The sequence below is a fragment of the Mesorhizobium loti genome, assembly GCF_003148495.1.
Taxonomy (GTDB): domain Bacteria; phylum Pseudomonadota; class Alphaproteobacteria; order Rhizobiales; family Rhizobiaceae; genus Mesorhizobium; species Mesorhizobium loti.
This window is the reverse complement of sequence record NZ_QGGH01000014.1, coordinates 32,594-49,563: the sequence shown is the minus strand read 5'-3', so window position 1 is coordinate 49,563 and position 16,970 is coordinate 32,594. Positions and strand designations below refer to the sequence as shown.

The following is a 16,970-nucleotide window of genomic DNA, read 5'->3' as shown; positions in this document are numbered from 1 at the left end:
TCAGGCGTTGGCGCCGCCATCGATGGTCAGCGCGGCGCCGGTCACGAAACGGCCCTCCGGGCCTGCCAGCCAGGCGACCATGCCGGCGATGTCCTCGGCCTTGCCGAAGCGCGGTGTCGCCATCTTCTGGCGCTGGTGTTCGGCATGCGGGCCATCGGCCGGGTTCATGTCGGTGTCGGTCGAGCCGGGATGAACGACATTGGCGGTGATGCCGCGTGGGCCGAGGTCGCGCGCCAGCGCCTTGGTCAGGCCGACCAGCGCCGCCTTGCTGGTAGAATAGGCGGTGAGGCCGATGTCCGTCGCCCGTTCGGCAAGATTGCTGCCGATCGAGATGATCCGGCCGCCCTCGCCCATATGGGCCGCCGCCGCCTTGGAGGCGATGAAAGAGGCTCGCAGATTGACCTCCATGGTCTCATCGAAATCGGCCAGCGACAATGTAGCGATAGGAGCCGCGCGCCAGATGCCGGCGCTGTTGACCAGGATGTCGAGCCGGCCAAAGGCACTCGCGGCGTCATCAACCGCCCTGTCTATGGCGGCGGCATCGCGGCTGTCGGCCTTGATCGCGATGGCGCGGCCACCCTTGGCCTCGATGTCGGCGACAACAGCACGGGCCTGATCCTCGCCATGCACATAAGTCAGCGCGACACTGGCGCCATCGGCCGCGAGACGTCGCGCAATCGCCGCACCGATGCCGCGACTGCCGCCGGTGACGATCGCGGCCTTGCCGCCCAGTTGGTTGGATGACATCGATTTCTCCTTTTTGTAATGATCGATACATAAATATCTGTCAGCCTTGCCCGTCGGCGTCAACTGAATTATGTATCGATCAACACAGAAAAGAGCATCATGTCGGAACGAGGCCGCCCCCGCACCTTCGATCGAACCTCTGCATTGCGCTGCGCGATGGAGGTCTTTTGGGCGCGTGGCTACGAAGGCGCGTCGATGAGCGAGCTGACCGCCGCCATGCGCATCAACTCGCCCAGCCTCTATGCCGCCTTCGGCAGCAAGGAGGCGCTGTTCCTCGAGGCGACGGAGCTTTATTCGCGCACCGAGGGCGCCGACATCTGGCTGGCGCTGGAGGAAGCACCGACCGCGCGGCTGGCGATCGAACAATTTCTGTGCCTGACGGCGAAAGCCTATGCGCAGACCGATCGCCCGCAGGGCTGCCTGGTCGCGCTTGGCGCGCTGCATCAGGATTCGAGCCGCGGCGCCATCTGCGATGATCTGCGCCGCCGCCGCGCCGAAAACCATAGCGCGCTGCAGAAGCGTCTCGAGCGCGGCGTTGCCGAAGGCGAACTGCCGGCGGATTTCGACGCCAGCGCCATCGCGACCTTCTTCGCCACGGTTCAGCACGGCATGTCGATCCAGGCACGCGACGGGGCATCGTACGCCGCCCTGCTGGCGACGGTGGCTGGGGCCATGGCTGCCTGGAAGATGTTGGCCGGCACCGACGCAGCGTGACAAACGCCCGCCAGTGTGCTCGAAATTCGCCGGCAAGGCCGGGAGGGACGAGAGCGTGAAAAAGGGTTATCGCGAACTGCTGGACGAGGCGAACGCCGAGATTGAAGTGGTTTCGCCGGAGGAAGCAGCCGGACTGCTCGACGATGAAGACACCATTTTCGTCGATCTGCGCGACCCTCGCGAGGTGGAACGCGACGGCAGGATTCCCGGCGCCAAACATGTCACCCGAGGCATGCTGGAATTCTGGATCGATCCCGAAAGCCCTTACCACAAGCCATTCTTCGCTTCGGGAAAGAGCTTCGTCTTCTTCTGTGCAGGCGGCTGGCGCTCGGCGCTGGCCACCAAGACGGCGCAGGACATGGGGCTTTCGCCGGTCAAGCACATCCTCGGCGGCTACACCGCCTGGAAGGCCGCCGGACTGCCGGTCGAACCCGGTGAAAAGAAGAAGTAAACTCGATCGACGCTCAATGCAGCAGCGACGGCTCGCGATGCGTCACGAAGCCGACCGCGCGTTCGATCACACCCTTGTCCGCAAGGATACGGCGGTGGCCGAGCCCATCGGCCCAGTAGAGCCGCACATGGCCGCCTGCGCCGGCATAGCGCCTTGCATGATCGGCCGAGACTTCGCGGTCGTCTTGTGCGTGGATGACCAGAGTTGGCACCGGCGCCTGGGCGAGTTGGCGGTCGCCGGTGAATTCGTGCAGAGGCCTGCCGGAAAGATGTTCGACACGGTCCGCCATGGCGACCTGCGAGCGCGGGCCGACATTGAGCATGCGGCTGAAGTCGGCAAAAATCGCCGGCAGGGAACTTGGCGCCGCAATCAGCACCAGTCGTCCGGCCGCCAGTGGCGGAATGTTCTTGACCGAACCGGCGATGGCATTGGCGGCGACTGCGCCGCCGAAGGAATGACCGACCGCCGCCACGAACGGGCCGAACCATTCGCCGGCAACCCGCACCGCATCCACCGCATTGACCATGTTCAACCGCCGGCCCTGCGACTGGCCGTGGCCAGGCAGGTCAAGCGAAACGACCCTGTAGCCGGCGGCACGATAGCCTTCGATCAACGCGCGCATATATTCGGTGCGTGAGCGCCAGCCATGGACGACAAGCACCGTGCCGGCGACTGCCCTGCCCGGCTCCGGTCGGAACTCGTGCACAATGACGCAGCCGGTCGCGGTCTTCAGCCGGTGATGACGCGCCTCGGTCATGAACTCGGCAGCACGGTCGATGGCGCGGCGTTCGCCGTCGCTGAGCGCCTTGACGCTTGGCGTGCGGCAGAACAATTCGAACGCCGCGCGCCCGGTCAGGCGTGGCGCGACACGCTCGGCCGCACCAAACACGCCCCGGATGACCTTCAGCCCGAATGATGCCATAGTGAGAATCCATCCATACGTTCAAGCATGAACATAATAGTTCAAAGATGAACAATAAACAAGAGCTACCTTGGGACAACCCGCGTTTTCGCAACTGGGTCGCGGTGGCGCGCGCCTGCCATGTGCTGGAACGCACGCTGGCGGTGAAGCTCGCGCCGCTCGACCTGAAGCCGGCGCAGCTCGACGTGCTAATGAACCTCTACCGCCATCCCGGCATGTCGCAGCACGACCTTGCCCGCAAGCTGCTCGTCGGCCGTTCCAACATCACCATGCTGCTGCCGCAGCTGGAAGCGCGCGGCCTGCTGCGCCGCGAAGGCGATGAAAAGGACAAGCGAATCTTGCGGCTCGCCCTGACGGAAGCCGGCGAGGCGCTGCTGATGCAGGCGCTGAAAGTGCATATGGCGCTGATCGAGAAGGCGATGAGCCAGTCGACACCGGAACAGTGCGACATGATCGGCGATCAGATGCGCAAGATCTATGAGGTTCTGAAAGAGGCTTGAGCGCTCCTTTCAGCCCAGACTTACCACATCGTCTTCTTCGCCCGCTCCGGCCATTCCTTGTCGTAGGTCTCGCCGTCGATGGTCTTGCGGCTGGTGATTTCCAGGATCCGTCCGGGTGTCGGCAGCGACTTCGGGTCGACATGCCTTGCCGGATTCCAGAGCTCGGAGCGGACAATGGCGCGGGCGCATTGGAAATAGACCGAATCGACATCGACAACGGTCACCGAGCGCGCGGCCTTGCCGTCCACCATGAAGGAAGCACACAGCGCTGTATCCATGGTGATATGAGCACGACCATTGACGCGCAGCGTCGTGCCGGAGCCCGGCACCAGGAACAGCAGGCCGACGCGTGGATCGCGGATGATGTTTCTGAGCGAATCGGCGCGGTTGTTGCCGCGACGGTCCGGCATCATCAGCGTTTTCGGATCGTGAATGCGCACGAAGCCGGCGAGATCGCCGCGCGGCGAACAGTCCAGCCCCTCCGGCCCGCCGGTCGCCAGCGCGACGAAAGGCGAGGCTTCGATGAAGGCGGCATACTCTGGAATGACGTGGTCGAGTTCCTTGACCAGCGAGGCCTCGCCTGGGACGCCATAGAGCGCCTCAAGTTGCTCGACCGTGGTGATGACGGACATCTTTTCATCTCCAAACCTTTGCCGGCGCTACTCCAGATGTGTGACGTCTTCACGACACCAGCACGCCCAAGGCTAGCGGTCCCGGCTCAGGCCCTTTTCCGCAAGCTCGGCGAGATAGGCGTCCCAGCGCGCATCCTTCTCGTGGCCGAGCGTGTGCAGGTAATTCCAGGTGAAGATACCGGTGTCGTGGAAATCGTCGAAGGTGATGCGCACGGCGTAGTTGCCGACCGGCTCGATCTTCAGGATCGCCACATTGCGCTTGCCGGGAACCGTCACCCGCTGTTCGGGCGAATGGCCCTGCACCTCGGCCGATGGCGAGGCGACGCGCAGCAGTTCCGCCGGCAGTTCGAACGGCCGATGGTCGGGAAAGGTGACGGACAGCAGTTTGCGGTCCTTCGAGACCCGGAGTTCTTTCGGTGCGGTCATGCTGTTCGATCCCGTATCATCCACTCTCCCTACGCCGCTTCTCCAAACGGGAAAAGCCTGTTTCAGGCCTACCGACATGCGATGTCGGCGCAGAGATGTTACCAAAGATCGAGAGGCGGTATCTTGAATGAACGGTCGGATCGTATCACATAGCGGTATATAACGACGCCGTTCACGGCCACGGAAAGCGTTTGAAGCATGGACATGATCGACCCTTTCGGTCGCACGATCAGCTATCTCAGAGTGTCGGTCACCGACCGCTGCGATTTCCGTTGCACCTATTGCATGGCCGAGGACATGGCCTTCCTGCCGAAGAAGGACCTGCTGTCGCTGGAAGAACTCGACCGGCTCTGCACGGTCTTCATCGAAAAGGGCGTCAGGAGATTGCGCCTCACCGGCGGTGAGCCACTGGTGCGCAAGAACATCATGCATCTGGTGCGCCAGCTGTCGCGGCATCTCGACAGCGGCGCGCTGGAAGAACTGACACTGACCACCAACGGCTCGCAGCTGTCGCGCTTTGCCGCAGAACTCGCCGATTGCGGCGTCAAGCGCATCAATGTCTCGCTCGATACGCTCGATGCCGACAAGTTCCACAAGATCACTCGCTGGGGCCATCTCGACAAGGTCATGCAAGGCATCGATGCCGCGCAGGCGGCCGGGCTGAAAGTCAAGCTCAACGCGGTGGCGCTGAAGGATTTCAACGACGCCGAGCTGCCCGAGATGATGCGCTGGGCGCACGGCCGTGGCATGGACCTGACGGTCATCGAAACCATGCCGATGGGCGAAATCGACACCGACCGCACCGACCAGTATCTGCCGCTTTCGCTGCTGCGCGCGTCGCTGGAGCGACAGTTCACGCTGACCGACATCCCCTTCAAGACCGGCGGCCCGGCCCGCTACGTCCATGTCGCCGAAACCGGTGGACGGCTCGGCTTCATCACGCCGATGACGCATAATTTCTGCGAGAGCTGCAACCGCGTCCGGCTGACCTGTACCGGCACCCTCTATATGTGCCTCGGCCAGGAAGACGCAGCCGACCTGCGCTCGCCCTTGCGCGCCTCCGAAGGCAACGAACTGGTCGCCGAAGCGATAGACGAAGCGATCGGCCGCAAGCCGAAAGGCCATGACTTCATCATCGACCGCCGCACCAGCCGCCCTTCGGTGTCGCGCCATATGAGCGTCACCGGCGGCTGATCTTCCCGCCGATCTGTGCAAGACTTGCCGTACGGCCATCGACTTCGGGGCAAGACATGCGGCGGCTCTTTTCAATCGGGATGTTTTTCGCTTCGATCGCGGCATGCACCGCGGTTGCCGCACCGTCCACTTATGTGAATGAGCGCTTCGGCACCATCTGCACCTTCCCCGACGAGATCTTCACCGAGCGCCAGCCCGAGCCCGACAATGGCGACGGACAGGTGTGGCTGAGCACCGATGGCGCCAGCCTGATCTGCTCGGGCATCCTCAACATCGACGACGATACGCCGAAAGGCTTTGTCGCCGCGGAGAAGGCGAGCAAGGAGCCGGGCTACAAGGTCACCTACAGCAAGGCCGGCAAGGACTGGGCAGTGCTTTCGGGCTTGAAGGATGGAAAGGTCTTTTACGAGCGGCGCCTGTTTGGCAAAGATGGTGTCATTCGCACGGTCTGGCTCGACTATCCGCCGGCCTGAAGTCGAAATACGACCCGCTGGCCGGGGCCATCGCCGGTAGTCTCAAGGGGCCGTGAAAATTAGGGGCATGAGAGTTTTGGCGACCATGAGCATTTTCGGCCACACAGCGAACAAATCCTTGTCCGCAAATGTTCAGCTGATTTACCGGTGGTATTTTCACGCTTAGCCTCCGACTCGTAGCGGTCTTTCGCTCTGTGGGGGTTACATCATGCGCAAACTCATTCTTTCTCTTGCCTTGCTTGGTCTCGCGGCACTGCCCGCTGCGGCCCAGTCGATCGGCGGCACCTATACGGTCGCCGGCACCAACTTCGATGGATCGCCCTATGGCGGCGAGGCAACCATCACACTCACCAGCGGAACGACCTGCACGATCCACTGGGAGACGGGCGGCTCATCGTCCGACGGCATCTGCATGCGCAACGATGACGCCTTCTCCGCCGGCTATGTCATGGGCAAGGATATCGGCCTCGTCGTCTACAAGATGATGGACGACGGCTCGCTGCATGGTCTGTGGACCATCGCCGGCAAGGAAGGCAATGGCACCGAGGTGCTGACGCCGAAGAAGTAAGTTCTGCCGCCATTGCAGGCGATCTTCTGAGCTACAAACAAGGCTGTGGCCCAGCCCTTTGCTGTTGCTGTTTCATGCCCGGCTGTTACAGGCTTGCTGCAAAGCGGAACCGGTTGTCGTCTTGCCCCTGTCTCCCAATCTTCGCGGCGCGTTGTTCATGATGGTGGCGATGGCCGGCTTCTGCCTCAACGACGCCATCACCAAATACTCGTCTGAAACGATGAACATGGCGCAAGTGATGTTGATCCGTGGCGCGTTCGCTTCGCTTTTCGTCGGCTTGCTCGCCTGGCAGCGCGGCGCGCTCGCCCGCCCGAGCTCGATGCTGCAGCCTCTGGTGGCCTTGCGCGTGATCAGCGAGGCCGGCGCAACGGTGAGTTTCCTCGTCGCCCTCGCCCATTTGCCGATCGCCAATGTTTCGGCGGTGCTGCAGGCGCTGCCGCTGGCGGTGGCGATGGGGGCGGCACTTGTCTTTGGCGAGGCTGTCGGCTGGCGGCGCTGGCTGGCCATCGCCATCGGATTTGCCGGCGTGCTGATCATCGTGCGGCCGGGCTTCGAAGGGTTCAGCATCTACTCGCTGTCGGCGCTGGCCAGCGTCGCCTGTTGTGCGGTGCGCGATCTCGCCACCAAGCGGATTCCCAAGGCCATTCCGACATTGCTGGTGTCGACCGCGACCGCGCTTGCCATGACAATTGTCGGCGCGGCGCTGTTGTCGCCGATGGGGGGCTGGACACCGATGACGGGCAACAGCACCGCCCTGTTGGCTTTGGCTGCTGTTCTGGTGCTGATCGGCTATCAGTTCATCATCATGGCGATGCGGGCGGGCGACATCTCCTTCATAGCGCCGTTCCGCTACACGGCCCTGATCTGGTCGATCCTGCTTGGCCTGTTCATCTTCGCCGATATTCCCGATCTGCCGATGATCGTCGGCGCGACGATCATCATCGGCTCCGGCCTCTATGCGCTCTACCGCGAGCGGGTGGTCGGCCGGCGAAAGATCGTCGCCGAAAGCACCGGGCCGAGCATGGTGCCCGACGGAATCTAGCCAGGTCATCTGAAGGTTCTTGTGATTTCCGGCGGCTGGCGTACAGGCTTCATGGCATGAAGCGAGACATTGCGGGGATCATTCTGGCCGGGGGCCAATCAAGACGGATGGGCGGTGGAGACAAGAGCCTGTTGCCGCTTGGCGGCGGCTGCGTGCTTGACCAGGTCGTCTCGCGCTTTGGCCGGCAGACTACCCCCCTGGCGCTCAGCGCCAATGGTGATCCGGCACGATTCTCGCGCTTTGGCCTGCCGGTGCTTGCCGACATGGTGAGCGGCTTTGCCGGGCCGCTTGCCGGAATCCTGACCGGCCTCGAATGGGCCGTTGGCAACACGGCTTGCAAGGCGATCGTCACCGCTGCCGGCGACACGCCCTTCCTGCCGCTGGATCTCGTCGAACGGCTGGCTGCGGCCACCGATCAAAGTCCAGGTTCAATTGCCGTCGCTTGCTCGGCCGGCAAACGGCACCCGACTTTCGCGCTCTGGCCGACGGACTGCCGAGACGCCTTGCGGCACTTTCTGGTCGACGAGGACAACAGGCGGGTGTCGGCTTTCATCGACCGGCACGGTTTTGTCGAGGTGGAATTCCCGATTCTGCAATCGGCCGGGGTCGACCCCTTCTTCAACATCAACGACCCTAATGATCTTGTCTCTGCCGAGCGTCTGTTGCAGAGCATGAAGCCATGAACAGACGCATCTTCGGCATCACCGGCTGGAAAAATTCCGGCAAGACGACATTGACCGAAAAGCTGGTCGCCGAGCTTGTCCGGCGCGGCTGGAAAGTGTCGACGGTGAAACATGCCCATCATGACTTCGACATCGACAAGCCGGGCGCCGACAGTTTTCGCCATCGGCAAGCCGGCGCTACCGAAGTCGCGATCGTCTCCGGCGTTCGCTGGGCACTGATGCATGAGCTGCGCGGTGAGGATGAGCCGACTTTGGAGACTATCTTGTCGCGGCTTGCGCCATGCGACCTGGTGCTGGTTGAGGGCTACAAGCGCGAAGCCCACCGCAAGATCGAAACCCGCCGGCTGGAAGCGAAGGACCGCACGCCGCTTTCGGCAGGGGATCCCAACATCGTCGCCGTCGCCGCCGATTTTGCGGCTGAAGGCGAGCATCTGCCGGTGTTCGATCTCGACGATGCAAAGTCGATAGCCGACTTCATCGAGCGCGCCACTGGGCTCGTTGCTTGAGCGCTGACGCAGCGGCAGAATAGCCTTGCCCATTTTTGTGGTTTTGCAGTTGCTTTTTTCTTTGAAAGAGTGGGAGTATCGCGCCAGCGGGCGGTCAAAAGCACCGCCCCACAGAGCCGTTCGGAACGACGGCCGGGATCATAAAGAGAGGACTATCATGCGTATTTCACTGCGTATCGCGCTTGCCGCATCGGCCGCGCTGCTGACGCTCGGCGTAGCCCAGGCCCAGGAAAAGACCCTGCGGATCGGCACCGAAGGCGCCTACCCGCCATTCAACAATTTGACGTCCGACGGCCAGCTCGTGGGCTTCGACATCGACATCGCCAAGGCGCTTTGTGATGAGATGAAGGTCAAGTGCACCTTCGTCGCCCAGGATTGGGACGGCATCATTCCAGCTCTCCAGGCCGGCAAGTTCGACGCCATCGTCGCTTCGATGTCGATCACGCCCGAGCGCAAGGAGAAGGTCGACTTCTCGAACAAATACTACAACACGCCGTCGGCGCTCGCCGTGCCCAAGGACAGCACGCTGAAAGGCGTGACCAAGGAAGATCTCGCCGGCAAGTCGATTGGTGTCGCCACCACGACCACGCATTTCAACTATGCTTCGAAGACCTACACCGACAGCACCGTCAAGGGCTATCCGAGCAGCCCCGAGGAGCAGGCAGATCTTGCCAATGGTCGTCTCGACGCCATCGAGGACGATATCGTCGTGCTGCAACAGTGGCTGGATTCGCCTGATGGCGCTTGCTGCAAGATTCTCGGCCAGCCGTCGCCGCAACCGGTCGAGATTTTCGGGCCGGGCGCCGGCATTGCCGTACGCAAGGGCGAGACCGATCTGGTCAACAAGCTCAATTCGGCCATCGATGCCATCCGCGCCAATGGAAAATACAAGGAAATCAACGACAAGTACTTCAAGTTCGACGTCTTCGGCGCCGAGTCCTGATAAACCAGGGGTCAAGACGGCGGGGAATTTCCCCGCCGTCTTTCTATTCGTCTCGGGAACGCCGTGGAGATAAGACCGGTCAATGCCAGCCCAGAGCATATGGACACTTCTCAGTTGGGGACCCGATGGCTGGCTTGACGATATCGCCTATGGCGCACTGATCACCGTCGCGCTTGCGCTTGCCACGCTGCCCATCGGATTGACGATCGGCTTTTTCATTGCCCTCGCCAAGCAGTCCGAAGAACCTTCACTGCGCCTTGCCGCCAACATCTACACCACGGTCTTTCGCGGCCTGCCGGAGCTGGTGACGCTTTTCCTGTTCTTCTTCGGCATGCCGATCCTGCTGCAGCATCTCATCCGGTATTTCCGGCCTGACGCCACCATCGACGTCAACAGCTTCGTCGCCGGCATGATCGTGCTTGCACTGATCTTCTCGTCCTATGCCAGTGAGGTTTTCCTCTCGGCCTTCCGCGCCATACCGAAAGGCCAGTACGAAGGCGGCTATGCCATCGGTCTTTCCAACTGGCTAACCATGCGCAAGGTGATCGTGCCGCAGCTGCTGCGCATCGCCTTTCCCGGCCTAGAGAACTGCTGGCTGAGCTTGCTCAAGGACACCTCGCTCGTGTCGGTCGTCGGCCTCGCTGAAACGCTGCGCAATGCCAGCATTGCCGCCCGCGTCACCAAGCACGCTTTCCTGTTCTTTGGCGTCGCCTCCCTGGTCTTTCTTGGCCTGGCCGTCGTGTCGTCCTTCGCCACCAGCGCGATTCTGCGCTCGCTTGGCCGGCGGGAGGCCCAGCGATGAGCGCCACGGCCACAATGGTCGAACGGCCCCCGCCACGGGCACGCGGCTGGCCGCGCAGGCGTATCGTCGGTTATGCGCTGGTCTGCCTGTGGATTTTGTTCGGCATCGGCATCGTCAGCTATCTGGTCCTTGCCTGGAATGCCGACTTCTTCGCCAAATATGCGCCAGCCTATTTGCGAGGGCTTGGGGTAACGCTCGCGCTGGTTTCCATATCGATGGTGCTGGGTGCGATACTGTCGGTGCCTGTCGCTTACGGGCGTATGTCCAGCAACCGGGTCCTGTCCGGCCTCGCCTATTGCTATGTCTATTTCTTCCGCGGCACGCCGTTGCTGGTCCAGACCTATCTGGTCTACTACGGATTGGGCTCGTTCCGCGTCGAACTCCAGTCGGTTGGTCTCTGGGATTTTTTCAAGGACGCGTTCAACTGCGGCGTCTTTGCCTTTGCGCTCAACACCGCCGCCTACCAGGCGGAGATCCTGCGCGGCGCCATAGAGAGCGTGCCAAGAGGACAATGGGAAGGGGCGGCCTCGCTTGGCCTGCACAAATTGCAGACGTTGCGTAAGATCATCCTGCCGCAGGCCTTGATCGTCGCCTTGCGGCCCTATGGCAACGAACTGATCCTGATGGTCAAGGCGTCCGCCATCGTCGCCATCATCACGGTCTACGATCTGATGGGCAATGCAAAGCTCGCCTTCGCCAACTCGTTCGATATTCAGGCCTATATCTGGGTCGCCCTCGTCTATCTGGTGATGGTCGAGATATTGCGCCATGGCATTGAATGGATCGAGCGACGGATCACCATTCACCTGAAACGCTGACTATTTTCAGTTCGGCTGCACCAGTCGATCCGGCCATACGCGTCTTGACGAATTGAGCGCAGAGCCTAGAACGGTTCGTCGTTTCATAGAAACGCCGACCGCTCTATCTTCTTGTTTTGACGCAATTCCTCTAGGGAAAGCGTTACGCGCTTTTCCCGGGAAAACCGCTTCACACTTTTCCTGGAATTGCTCTGGAGCTTTCGCAGCAAATTTCGTTTCCATTCTGAAGGGCAAGTTCATGGCATCTGTTGCATTTCTCGGTCTTGGGGTGATGGGCTATCCGATGGCCGGGCACTTGAGGAACAAGGGTGGCCACGACGTCACCGTCTACAACCGCACCAAGGCCAAGGCCGAGCAATGGGTTGGCCAATATGGCGGCAGCCTGGCGGTGACGCCGGCGCAGGCCGTCGAGGGCAAGGACTTTGTCTTCTCCTGCGTCGGCAATGACGACGATTTGCGTTCGGTGACGACGGGTCCGGAAGGCGCCTTCAAATCGATGAAGAAGGGTTCGGTCTTCATCGACAACACCACGGCCTCGGCCGAGGTCGCACGCGAGCTAGCTGCGGCAGCGCAAGCTGGCGGTTTTTCGTTTCTCGACGCGCCGGTCTCCGGCGGCCAGGCAGGCGCCGAAAATGGCGTGCTGACCGTCATGGTCGGCGGCGAGCAGGACGCTTTCGACAGGGCCAGGCCCGTCATCGATGCCTATGCCCGTATGGTCGGCCTGATGGGGTCGGCCGGTGCCGGCCAGCTCACCAAGATGATCAACCAGATCACCATCGCCGGCCTCGTGCAGGGGCTGGCCGAAGGCATCCATTTCGGCAAGAAGGCCGGGCTCGACATCGAAAAGGTGATCGAAGTGATTTCCAAAGGCGCCGCCGGTTCCTGGCAGATGGAGAACCGCCACAAGACGATGAATGCCGGCAAATATGATTTCGGCTTCGCCGTCGACTGGATGCGCAAGGACCTTGGCATATGCCTGGCGGAAGCCGACCGCAATGGCGCCAAATTGCCGGTGACGGCGCTTATCGACCAGTTCTACAAGGATGTGCAGGCGATGGGCGGCAAGCGTTGGGACACGTCTTCGCTGCTGGCGCGTCTCGAAAAATAGGTTTCTGCGGTGGCAGCGCTCTCGCCTCAATCCAGTGCCGGAGAAATTGTCGCCCACCTGCGCACCATCGGCTCGGAGGAGAACCGCCTTGGCATGGTGCGCTACGGCATCAAGATCGAGCGCGCCCTCGGCATCTCACACGGCGTGCAGCGGCAGATTGCGCGGACGATCAAACGCAACCACGAGCGCGCCTTCGAGCTATGGGACACCGGCATCATGGAGGCGCAGTTCATCGCTTCCGTCACGGCTGACCCGAAGCGTTTTTCCGCAGCTGATGCAAGGCAATGGGCGGCGTCCTTCGATTCCTGGGATATCGTCGACGGCGTCTCCGATCTCTTCGTCGATACGGACGCCTGGAAGGAACTGATCGAAGAGTTCGCGGCCGATGAGCGGGAATTCGTTCGGCGCACGGCCTTTGCCATGATGGCCTGGTCTGTCGTTCACCGGAAACAAGAGCCGGTAGCGACTTTCCTCGGCTTCCTGCCGATCATCGAAGCGCATGCCGCCGACAGCCGCAATTTCGTGAAGAAGGCCGTAAACTGGGCGCTTCGTTCGATCGGCAAACGCTCGATGGAGATGCATAGCGCTGCCCTTGCTGTCGCCGAACGGCTGGCGCAGTCGACCGACAAGACGGCGCGCTGGATCGGCAAGGACGCAGTGAGGGAGCTGACCAATGCCAAGACGCTCGAGCGTATCGCCGCCAGGAAAGGCTGACGGGGCGGAAATCAGCTTCTCGGAGGTGACGCGATCGACACGCACCGATTTCGAAAACCTGTTCGAGCAGCCGGGCGGGCCGAAATATTGCTGGTGCATGGCCTGGCGCAACCTTCCCAGCCGCGAGCATGTCTCGAACGACGAGAAGAAACTGGCCATCATTTCGCTCATCGAGGCCGATACACCCGTTGGCATCGTCGCCCACGTTGAAGGCAAAACCGTCGGCTGGTGCTCGGTTGCGCCGCGCCAGACCTATCGCCGGCTCTCCCGGCAGCAGGACGACAGCGAGACCGGCGTGTGGTCGATCGTCTGCTTCTATGTGCCAAGGGCCTTGCGCGGCGGCGGGCTGGCGTCGGCGCTGCTCGACGCGGCGATAGATCACGCCTTCGCCAAGGGCGCCGGTACGATCGAGGCGTACCCGGTCGATCAGGCGTCGCCGAGTTACAGTTTCATGGGCTTTCGCGACATGTTTGCCGCCCGTGGGTTCCGCGAGACCGGTATGGCCGGTTCTCGCCGACATGTGATGCGGCTCGAGCGTTGACGTCATTGGTGGCGGCGTCTTTACTTCAGATTCAAAGGACGCGGCCCATGAGCAACCATGTCAGATCAACCATAGTGCTCGCAGCTGCGTTGTGTGTCTCCGCTGCCGTCGATGCCTCGGCTGAGACCGCGCACATATTCTGGAAGGATCTGCGCCCGGCCACGCAATCCGCTGCCGAAAACGTCGGCCTGCCGATGATCGCTGCAAAATTGCCCGACCATGGCGAGACGCTGTCCGTCAATCTGCAGGACAAAAGCATTCAGCTAGCCGGCTATGCATTGCCTGTCGATCGCGACGGCGACCTTGTCTATCAGTTTCTGCTGGTGCCGTGGACAGGTGCCTGCAGCCACATGCCGACGCCGCCTCCCAACCAGATCCTCCTGGTCACGCCGGCTCAGCCCTACAAGATGTCGGAAGCCTATCAGCCGGTCGCCGTCACCGGAGCGCTGAAGCCGGACATGGAGAAGAGCCAGCTGTTCATCCTCGATGGCGTCAGCGTCATCCAATCCGGCTACACGATGCGCAAGGCAGAGGTGGCCGCCGTCGACAACGTGCCGGACACCATCACCTTGCCGGTGAACTCGCCCTGGAGTTTCCTCAACAAAAAGAAGAACTAGGCGGGACGACCTTACGCAAGGCTAAGTTCAAGCAGCGTTGGCACCCGATTCCTTGTCCAGTACCATGTAATCGAGCGGGATTTCGGTCGTGTACTTGATCTGCTCCATGGCGAAGGACGACGACACATCACGGATTTCGATCTTGGCGATCAGTCGCTTGTAGAAGGCGTCATAGGCGGCGATGTCGGGCACTACGACGCGCAGAAGATAGTCGACGTCGCCGCTCATGCGGTAGAACTCGACCACCTCGGGAAACTCCTGGATGACTTCCGAGAAACGCCGCAGCCATTCATGGCTGTGCGAATTGGTGCGGATCGACACGAAGACGGTGACGCGCACATTGACCTTTTCATGGTCGAGAATGGCAACGCGCCGCTTGATGACGCCCTCTTCCTCGAGCTTCTGGATGCGCCGCCAGCAAGGCGTCGTCGACAGGCCGACTTTCTTGGCGACGTCGGCGACCGCGAGTGTCGCATCCTCCTGCAAAAGGCGGAGGATTTTTCTATCAAGGCGGTCCATTTTTTGCTCCCTGGGGGAATAGATTGGCTATATTCCCCCTTATTCCGGCCTTTCACAAGAAAGAAATTCTGTCGATTGATGGAAAAGCGAGTGATTTCTTGCTGAAAGGTCAGCTAAGGCGATAGCGGATTTCCGAACGCAGAAAAGGCAGCAAATCCATTTCAAACCATGGATTCTTCTTCAGCCAGCCGATGTTGCGCCACGACGGATGCGGCAACGGCAGCACTTTCAGGCCGACGGAATTCTCCCAGATGGCGCGCCAGTCCATCACCGTTTCCGTCAGCGAGGGCCGGCGCGCCACACCCATGTGCCAGGACTGCGCGTAGATGCCGATCGTCAGCACCAGGTCGATCCGTGGCATCAAGGCCATCAAAGGCGCGCGCCAGGCCGGTGCACATTCGCGCCTCGGCGGCAGGTCTCCGCCCTTGGCGTCCTGGCCGGGAAAGCAGAAGCCCATCGGCACGATGGCGAATTTTTCGATGTCGTAGAATTCGTCGCTCGTCACATCAAGCCAACTGCGCAAGCGGTCGCCGGAGGCGTCGGTGAACGGCATACCCGATAGATGCACCTTGGTCCCCGGCGCCTGGCTGGCGATCAGGATGCGGGCGCTGGACGAGGGTCGCAACACAGGGCGTGGCTCGTGCGGCAACGGCTTGCCGACCGGGTTTTCCACGCAGATGCGGCAAGCGCGGACCGTCGCGGTGAAGCTTTCGAGTTCGACAGTCATACTCAGGCTGATGCGCTTGGTCGGCTGGAGACGGCCTGATGCCAGCGCAACACATTCGCGCATTCATCCGGCACCTTGATGCATGCCGGCTTCATGAAGTCGACGGCGATCAGGCTGGTGATATCGGCGATCGAATAGCTGTCGCCGGCGATGAACTCCCGGCTGCCCAGTTCGACGTCCAGCAGCCTGAGGAACTGCACGGCCTTCGGCTTGTTGGCCTCACCCCATTCGGGGATCTGCGGGATTTCCCACTCCTTCATGGCCGGATGGATGTGGCGGAAAGCCTGCGCGACGCAACTGAGCAAGTTGAATTCCATCCGTCTCTGCCACATCTCGACCTGCGCCTTGCCGACTGCGCCACGCCCGAACAAAGCGGGCTCCGGATGCAGCTCCTCGAAATAACGGCAGATGGCGACGGATTCGGTGATGACGGTGCCGTCGTCGAGTTCCAGTACCGGCAGACGCTGCAAGGGGTTGCGCGAGCTGACCGCCTGTTGTCTGTGCTCCAGCGCCCCCATGTCGATGGCCACCTGCGGAACCGTGATGCCTTTCTCGGCGAGGAAAACGCGGACCCGCCGCGGATTGGGCGCCCGGCCGCCGTCGAAGAGCTTCATATCCATCCTCCCATTCGTTCTCGATCAAGTGCCAAGATGCGCATCACCAGAAGCGGAAAATCTCGCGCACGGCGTCGCCGATCGACGCCAGTGTGCCGTGCTTTCTCTCGACGACTTCGCCGTGATGGGTGTCGCGCCAGTCTTGCGGCTGGTCGAACGTTCCCGCCCAGATGCCGGCCTTTCCTGCGCGGGCGATGGCTTCCTCGCTCTCGAAGTCGCCATAGGCAACCGCCCAGCCCGCCTCAACCTGCGCGCGGTTGAGATCCTTGCCGCCGGCGGTGCAGTCGCCGAGCAGCCGGCCATAACGATCACGCTGCCAGCCGGCACAGGAGACGGGCTTACCGGCGATCAGGCGAACGAGCGACTGACGCGCAAGCGTGCCGCAGGGATAGTCGGCGCCATTCCTGCGGCAGGTCTGCGTATATTCCGGAGCATCGATGCCTCGCATACGGATACGCTCAGTGCCAAGCGTGATCGAATCGCCGTCGTTGATGATTGCCACGCCTTGCGTCTTGCGGGTTTCAACCCGGTCGAGGCGGGCCGCCAGCAGGATCAGCAGCCCGAGAATGATTGATGTAAGCCCGTAATCCACCAGCCGGCGCCACAGGCTTCTGGGTGGCGCAACGTATCGCCGGCGCGGCCTCGGCGACCAGGATCGGCTCATATGGCAAACGGTTGGTTAATCATTCGAACGTAGCTTAACACTTGG

24 protein-coding genes are annotated in these 16,970 nt (G+C 61.7%); 16 read left to right on the top strand and 8 right to left on the bottom strand.

Features of this window, described 5'->3' with window-relative positions:
• The gene (locus tag C8D77_RS30585; RefSeq protein WP_109671242.1) at positions 1-747 is read right to left on the bottom strand and encodes a 3-oxoacyl-ACP reductase family protein; all 747 of its coding nucleotides are present in this window, start codon (positions 745-747) and stop codon (positions 1-3) included.
• A 99-nt stretch (positions 748-846) separates the two neighbouring features.
• Between C8D77_RS30585 and C8D77_RS30580 the strand changes: the two genes are divergently transcribed.
• Together C8D77_RS30580 and C8D77_RS30575 are read left to right on the top strand one after the other, a co-directional pair.
• Positions 847-1,461 (top strand): TetR/AcrR family transcriptional regulator, encoded by a 615-nt coding sequence (locus tag C8D77_RS30580; protein ID WP_109671241.1) that lies wholly within the window; start codon positions 847-849, stop codon positions 1,459-1,461.
• Positions 1,462-1,516: 55 nt separating this feature from the next.
• Positions 1,517-1,912 carry a rhodanese-like domain-containing protein gene (locus tag C8D77_RS30575; protein ID WP_056587731.1) on the top strand — a complete coding sequence of 132 codons (396 nt, stop codon included), beginning with the start codon at positions 1,517-1,519 and terminating at the stop codon, positions 1,910-1,912.
• 13 nt (positions 1,913-1,925) lie between these two features.
• On the opposite strand, the gene C8D77_RS30570 is transcribed toward C8D77_RS30575, so the two are convergent.
• Complete coding sequence (locus C8D77_RS30570) at positions 1,926-2,834, bottom strand: alpha/beta hydrolase (RefSeq protein WP_109671240.1); 909 nt, start codon at positions 2,832-2,834, stop codon at positions 1,926-1,928.
• Between the two features lie 47 nt (positions 2,835-2,881).
• On the opposite strand from C8D77_RS30570, the gene C8D77_RS30565 reads away from it, so the two are divergent.
• On the top strand, positions 2,882-3,334 hold the full coding sequence (locus tag C8D77_RS30565; protein ID WP_109671239.1) for a MarR family winged helix-turn-helix transcriptional regulator: 453 nt from the start codon (positions 2,882-2,884) through the stop codon (positions 3,332-3,334).
• Positions 3,335-3,354: 20 nt separating this feature from the next.
• Here C8D77_RS30565 and C8D77_RS30560 read toward each other — a convergent pair whose 3' ends face one another.
• Together C8D77_RS30560 and C8D77_RS30555 are read right to left on the bottom strand one after the other, a co-directional pair.
• Entirely contained in the window at positions 3,355-3,966 is a 612-nt protein-coding gene (locus C8D77_RS30560; RefSeq protein WP_109671238.1) for a pyridoxamine 5'-phosphate oxidase family protein, read from the bottom strand.
• A gap of 72 nt (positions 3,967-4,038) precedes the next feature.
• Positions 4,039-4,392: a gamma-butyrobetaine hydroxylase family protein gene (locus C8D77_RS30555; RefSeq protein WP_109671237.1), complete on the bottom strand. Its 354-nt coding sequence runs from the start codon at positions 4,390-4,392 to the stop codon at positions 4,039-4,041.
• A 198-nt stretch (positions 4,393-4,590) separates the two neighbouring features.
• Between C8D77_RS30555 and moaA the strand changes: the two genes are divergently transcribed.
• The 13 genes from moaA (at position 4,591) to C8D77_RS30490 (ending at position 14,401) form a co-directional block, all read left to right on the top strand.
• Positions 4,591-5,586 (top strand): GTP 3',8-cyclase MoaA, encoded by a 996-nt coding sequence (moaA, locus tag C8D77_RS30550; protein WP_109671236.1) that lies wholly within the window; start codon positions 4,591-4,593, stop codon positions 5,584-5,586.
• A gap of 56 nt (positions 5,587-5,642) precedes the next feature.
• Positions 5,643-6,059 (top strand): hypothetical protein, encoded by a 417-nt coding sequence (locus C8D77_RS30545; protein WP_245951920.1) that lies wholly within the window; start codon positions 5,643-5,645, stop codon positions 6,057-6,059.
• Between the two features lie 208 nt (positions 6,060-6,267).
• Positions 6,268-6,627, top strand: coding sequence for a hypothetical protein (locus C8D77_RS30540; protein ID WP_109671235.1), 360 nt, complete (start codon positions 6,268-6,270; stop codon positions 6,625-6,627).
• Positions 6,628-6,748: 121 nt separating this feature from the next.
• Positions 6,749-7,669 (top strand): DMT family transporter, encoded by a 921-nt coding sequence (locus tag C8D77_RS30535; protein WP_109671332.1) that lies wholly within the window; start codon positions 6,749-6,751, stop codon positions 7,667-7,669.
• A 56-nt stretch (positions 7,670-7,725) separates the two neighbouring features.
• Positions 7,726-8,352, top strand: coding sequence for a molybdenum cofactor guanylyltransferase MobA (mobA, locus tag C8D77_RS30530; protein WP_109671234.1), 627 nt, complete (start codon positions 7,726-7,728; stop codon positions 8,350-8,352).
• Positions 8,349-8,858 carry a molybdopterin-guanine dinucleotide biosynthesis protein B gene (mobB, locus tag C8D77_RS30525; protein ID WP_109671233.1) on the top strand — a complete coding sequence of 170 codons (510 nt, stop codon included), beginning with the start codon at positions 8,349-8,351 and terminating at the stop codon, positions 8,856-8,858. Before mobA ends, mobB begins: the two co-directional genes overlap by 4 nt.
• 157 nt (positions 8,859-9,015) lie before the next feature.
• Positions 9,016-9,801 carry an ABC transporter substrate-binding protein gene (locus C8D77_RS30520; protein WP_109671232.1) on the top strand — a complete coding sequence of 262 codons (786 nt, stop codon included), beginning with the start codon at positions 9,016-9,018 and terminating at the stop codon, positions 9,799-9,801.
• An 82-nt stretch (positions 9,802-9,883) separates the two neighbouring features.
• A complete protein-coding gene (locus tag C8D77_RS30515) occupies positions 9,884-10,603 on the top strand; it encodes an ABC transporter permease (protein WP_109671231.1) in 720 nt (239 codons plus the stop codon).
• The gene (locus C8D77_RS30510) at positions 10,600-11,421 is read left to right on the top strand and encodes an ABC transporter permease (protein ID WP_109671230.1); all 822 of its coding nucleotides are present in this window, start codon (positions 10,600-10,602) and stop codon (positions 11,419-11,421) included. Before C8D77_RS30515 ends, C8D77_RS30510 begins: the two co-directional genes overlap by 4 nt.
• 238 nt (positions 11,422-11,659) lie before the next feature.
• A complete protein-coding gene (locus C8D77_RS30505; RefSeq protein ID WP_109671229.1) occupies positions 11,660-12,529 on the top strand; it encodes an NAD(P)-dependent oxidoreductase in 870 nt (289 codons plus the stop codon).
• Positions 12,530-12,538: 9 nt separating this feature from the next.
• Positions 12,539-13,243 carry a DNA alkylation repair protein gene (locus tag C8D77_RS30500; protein ID WP_109671228.1) on the top strand — a complete coding sequence of 235 codons (705 nt, stop codon included), beginning with the start codon at positions 12,539-12,541 and terminating at the stop codon, positions 13,241-13,243.
• Positions 13,203-13,784 (top strand): GNAT family N-acetyltransferase, encoded by a 582-nt coding sequence (locus C8D77_RS30495; protein ID WP_109671227.1) that lies wholly within the window; start codon positions 13,203-13,205, stop codon positions 13,782-13,784. Before C8D77_RS30500 ends, C8D77_RS30495 begins: the two co-directional genes overlap by 41 nt.
• A 47-nt stretch (positions 13,785-13,831) precedes the next feature.
• On the top strand, positions 13,832-14,401 hold the full coding sequence (locus tag C8D77_RS30490; RefSeq protein WP_109671226.1) for a DUF3299 domain-containing protein: 570 nt from the start codon (positions 13,832-13,834) through the stop codon (positions 14,399-14,401).
• Positions 14,402-14,428: 27 nt separating this feature from the next.
• On the opposite strand, the gene C8D77_RS30485 is transcribed toward C8D77_RS30490, so the two are convergent.
• From C8D77_RS30485 to C8D77_RS30470, 4 genes are all read right to left on the bottom strand, one after another.
• Positions 14,429-14,920, bottom strand: coding sequence for an Lrp/AsnC family transcriptional regulator (locus C8D77_RS30485; protein WP_006205209.1), 492 nt, complete (start codon positions 14,918-14,920; stop codon positions 14,429-14,431).
• A gap of 109 nt (positions 14,921-15,029) precedes the next feature.
• Entirely contained in the window at positions 15,030-15,710 is a 681-nt protein-coding gene (locus C8D77_RS30480) for a uracil-DNA glycosylase family protein (RefSeq protein WP_109671225.1), read from the bottom strand.
• A complete protein-coding gene (locus C8D77_RS30475) occupies positions 15,650-16,261 on the bottom strand; it encodes a glutathione S-transferase (RefSeq protein ID WP_109671331.1) in 612 nt (203 codons plus the stop codon). The genes C8D77_RS30480 and C8D77_RS30475 overlap by 61 nt, the downstream gene beginning before the upstream one ends.
• Positions 16,262-16,304: 43 nt before the next feature.
• Entirely contained in the window at positions 16,305-16,925 is a 621-nt protein-coding gene (locus C8D77_RS30470; RefSeq protein WP_109671224.1) for a thermonuclease family protein, read from the bottom strand.
• Positions 16,926-16,970 lie beyond the last annotated feature (45 nt).

Bases quoted from the DNA above. Each gene is read 5' to 3' on its own strand.
- C8D77_RS30585 (WP_109671242.1), bottom strand. From the start codon at position 747: ATGTCATCCAACCAACTGGGCGGCAAGGCCGCGATCGTCACCGGCGGC.
- C8D77_RS30580 (WP_109671241.1), top strand. From the start codon at position 847: ATGTCGGAACGAGGCCGCCCCCGCACCTTCGATCGAACCTCTGCATTG.
- C8D77_RS30570 (WP_109671240.1), bottom strand. From the start codon at position 2,834: ATGGCATCATTCGGGCTGAAGGTCATCCGGGGCGTGTTTGGTGCGGCC.
- C8D77_RS30565 (WP_109671239.1), top strand. From the start codon at position 2,882: ATGAACAATAAACAAGAGCTACCTTGGGACAACCCGCGTTTTCGCAAC.
- C8D77_RS30560 (WP_109671238.1), bottom strand. From the start codon at position 3,966: ATGTCCGTCATCACCACGGTCGAGCAACTTGAGGCGCTCTATGGCGTC.
- C8D77_RS30555 (WP_109671237.1), bottom strand. From the start codon at position 4,392: ATGACCGCACCGAAAGAACTCCGGGTCTCGAAGGACCGCAAACTGCTG.
- moaA (WP_109671236.1), top strand. From the start codon at position 4,591: ATGGACATGATCGACCCTTTCGGTCGCACGATCAGCTATCTCAGAGTG.
- C8D77_RS30545 (WP_245951920.1), top strand. From the start codon at position 5,643: ATGCGGCGGCTCTTTTCAATCGGGATGTTTTTCGCTTCGATCGCGGCA.
- C8D77_RS30540 (WP_109671235.1), top strand. From the start codon at position 6,268: ATGCGCAAACTCATTCTTTCTCTTGCCTTGCTTGGTCTCGCGGCACTG.
- mobA (WP_109671234.1), top strand. From the start codon at position 7,726: ATGAAGCGAGACATTGCGGGGATCATTCTGGCCGGGGGCCAATCAAGA.
- mobB (WP_109671233.1), top strand. From the start codon at position 8,349: ATGAACAGACGCATCTTCGGCATCACCGGCTGGAAAAATTCCGGCAAG.
- C8D77_RS30520 (WP_109671232.1), top strand. From the start codon at position 9,016: ATGCGTATTTCACTGCGTATCGCGCTTGCCGCATCGGCCGCGCTGCTG.
- C8D77_RS30515 (WP_109671231.1), top strand. From the start codon at position 9,884: ATGCCAGCCCAGAGCATATGGACACTTCTCAGTTGGGGACCCGATGGC.
- C8D77_RS30510 (WP_109671230.1), top strand. From the start codon at position 10,600: ATGAGCGCCACGGCCACAATGGTCGAACGGCCCCCGCCACGGGCACGC.
- C8D77_RS30505 (WP_109671229.1), top strand. From the start codon at position 11,660: ATGGCATCTGTTGCATTTCTCGGTCTTGGGGTGATGGGCTATCCGATG.
- C8D77_RS30495 (WP_109671227.1), top strand. From the start codon at position 13,203: ATGCCAAGACGCTCGAGCGTATCGCCGCCAGGAAAGGCTGACGGGGCG.
- C8D77_RS30490 (WP_109671226.1), top strand. From the start codon at position 13,832: ATGAGCAACCATGTCAGATCAACCATAGTGCTCGCAGCTGCGTTGTGT.
- C8D77_RS30485 (WP_006205209.1), bottom strand. From the start codon at position 14,920: ATGGACCGCCTTGATAGAAAAATCCTCCGCCTTTTGCAGGAGGATGCG.
- C8D77_RS30480 (WP_109671225.1), bottom strand. From the start codon at position 15,710: ATGCGCGAATGTGTTGCGCTGGCATCAGGCCGTCTCCAGCCGACCAAG.
- C8D77_RS30475 (WP_109671331.1), bottom strand. From the start codon at position 16,261: ATGAAGCTCTTCGACGGCGGCCGGGCGCCCAATCCGCGGCGGGTCCGC.
- C8D77_RS30470 (WP_109671224.1), bottom strand. From the start codon at position 16,925: ATGAGCCGATCCTGGTCGCCGAGGCCGCGCCGGCGATACGTTGCGCCA.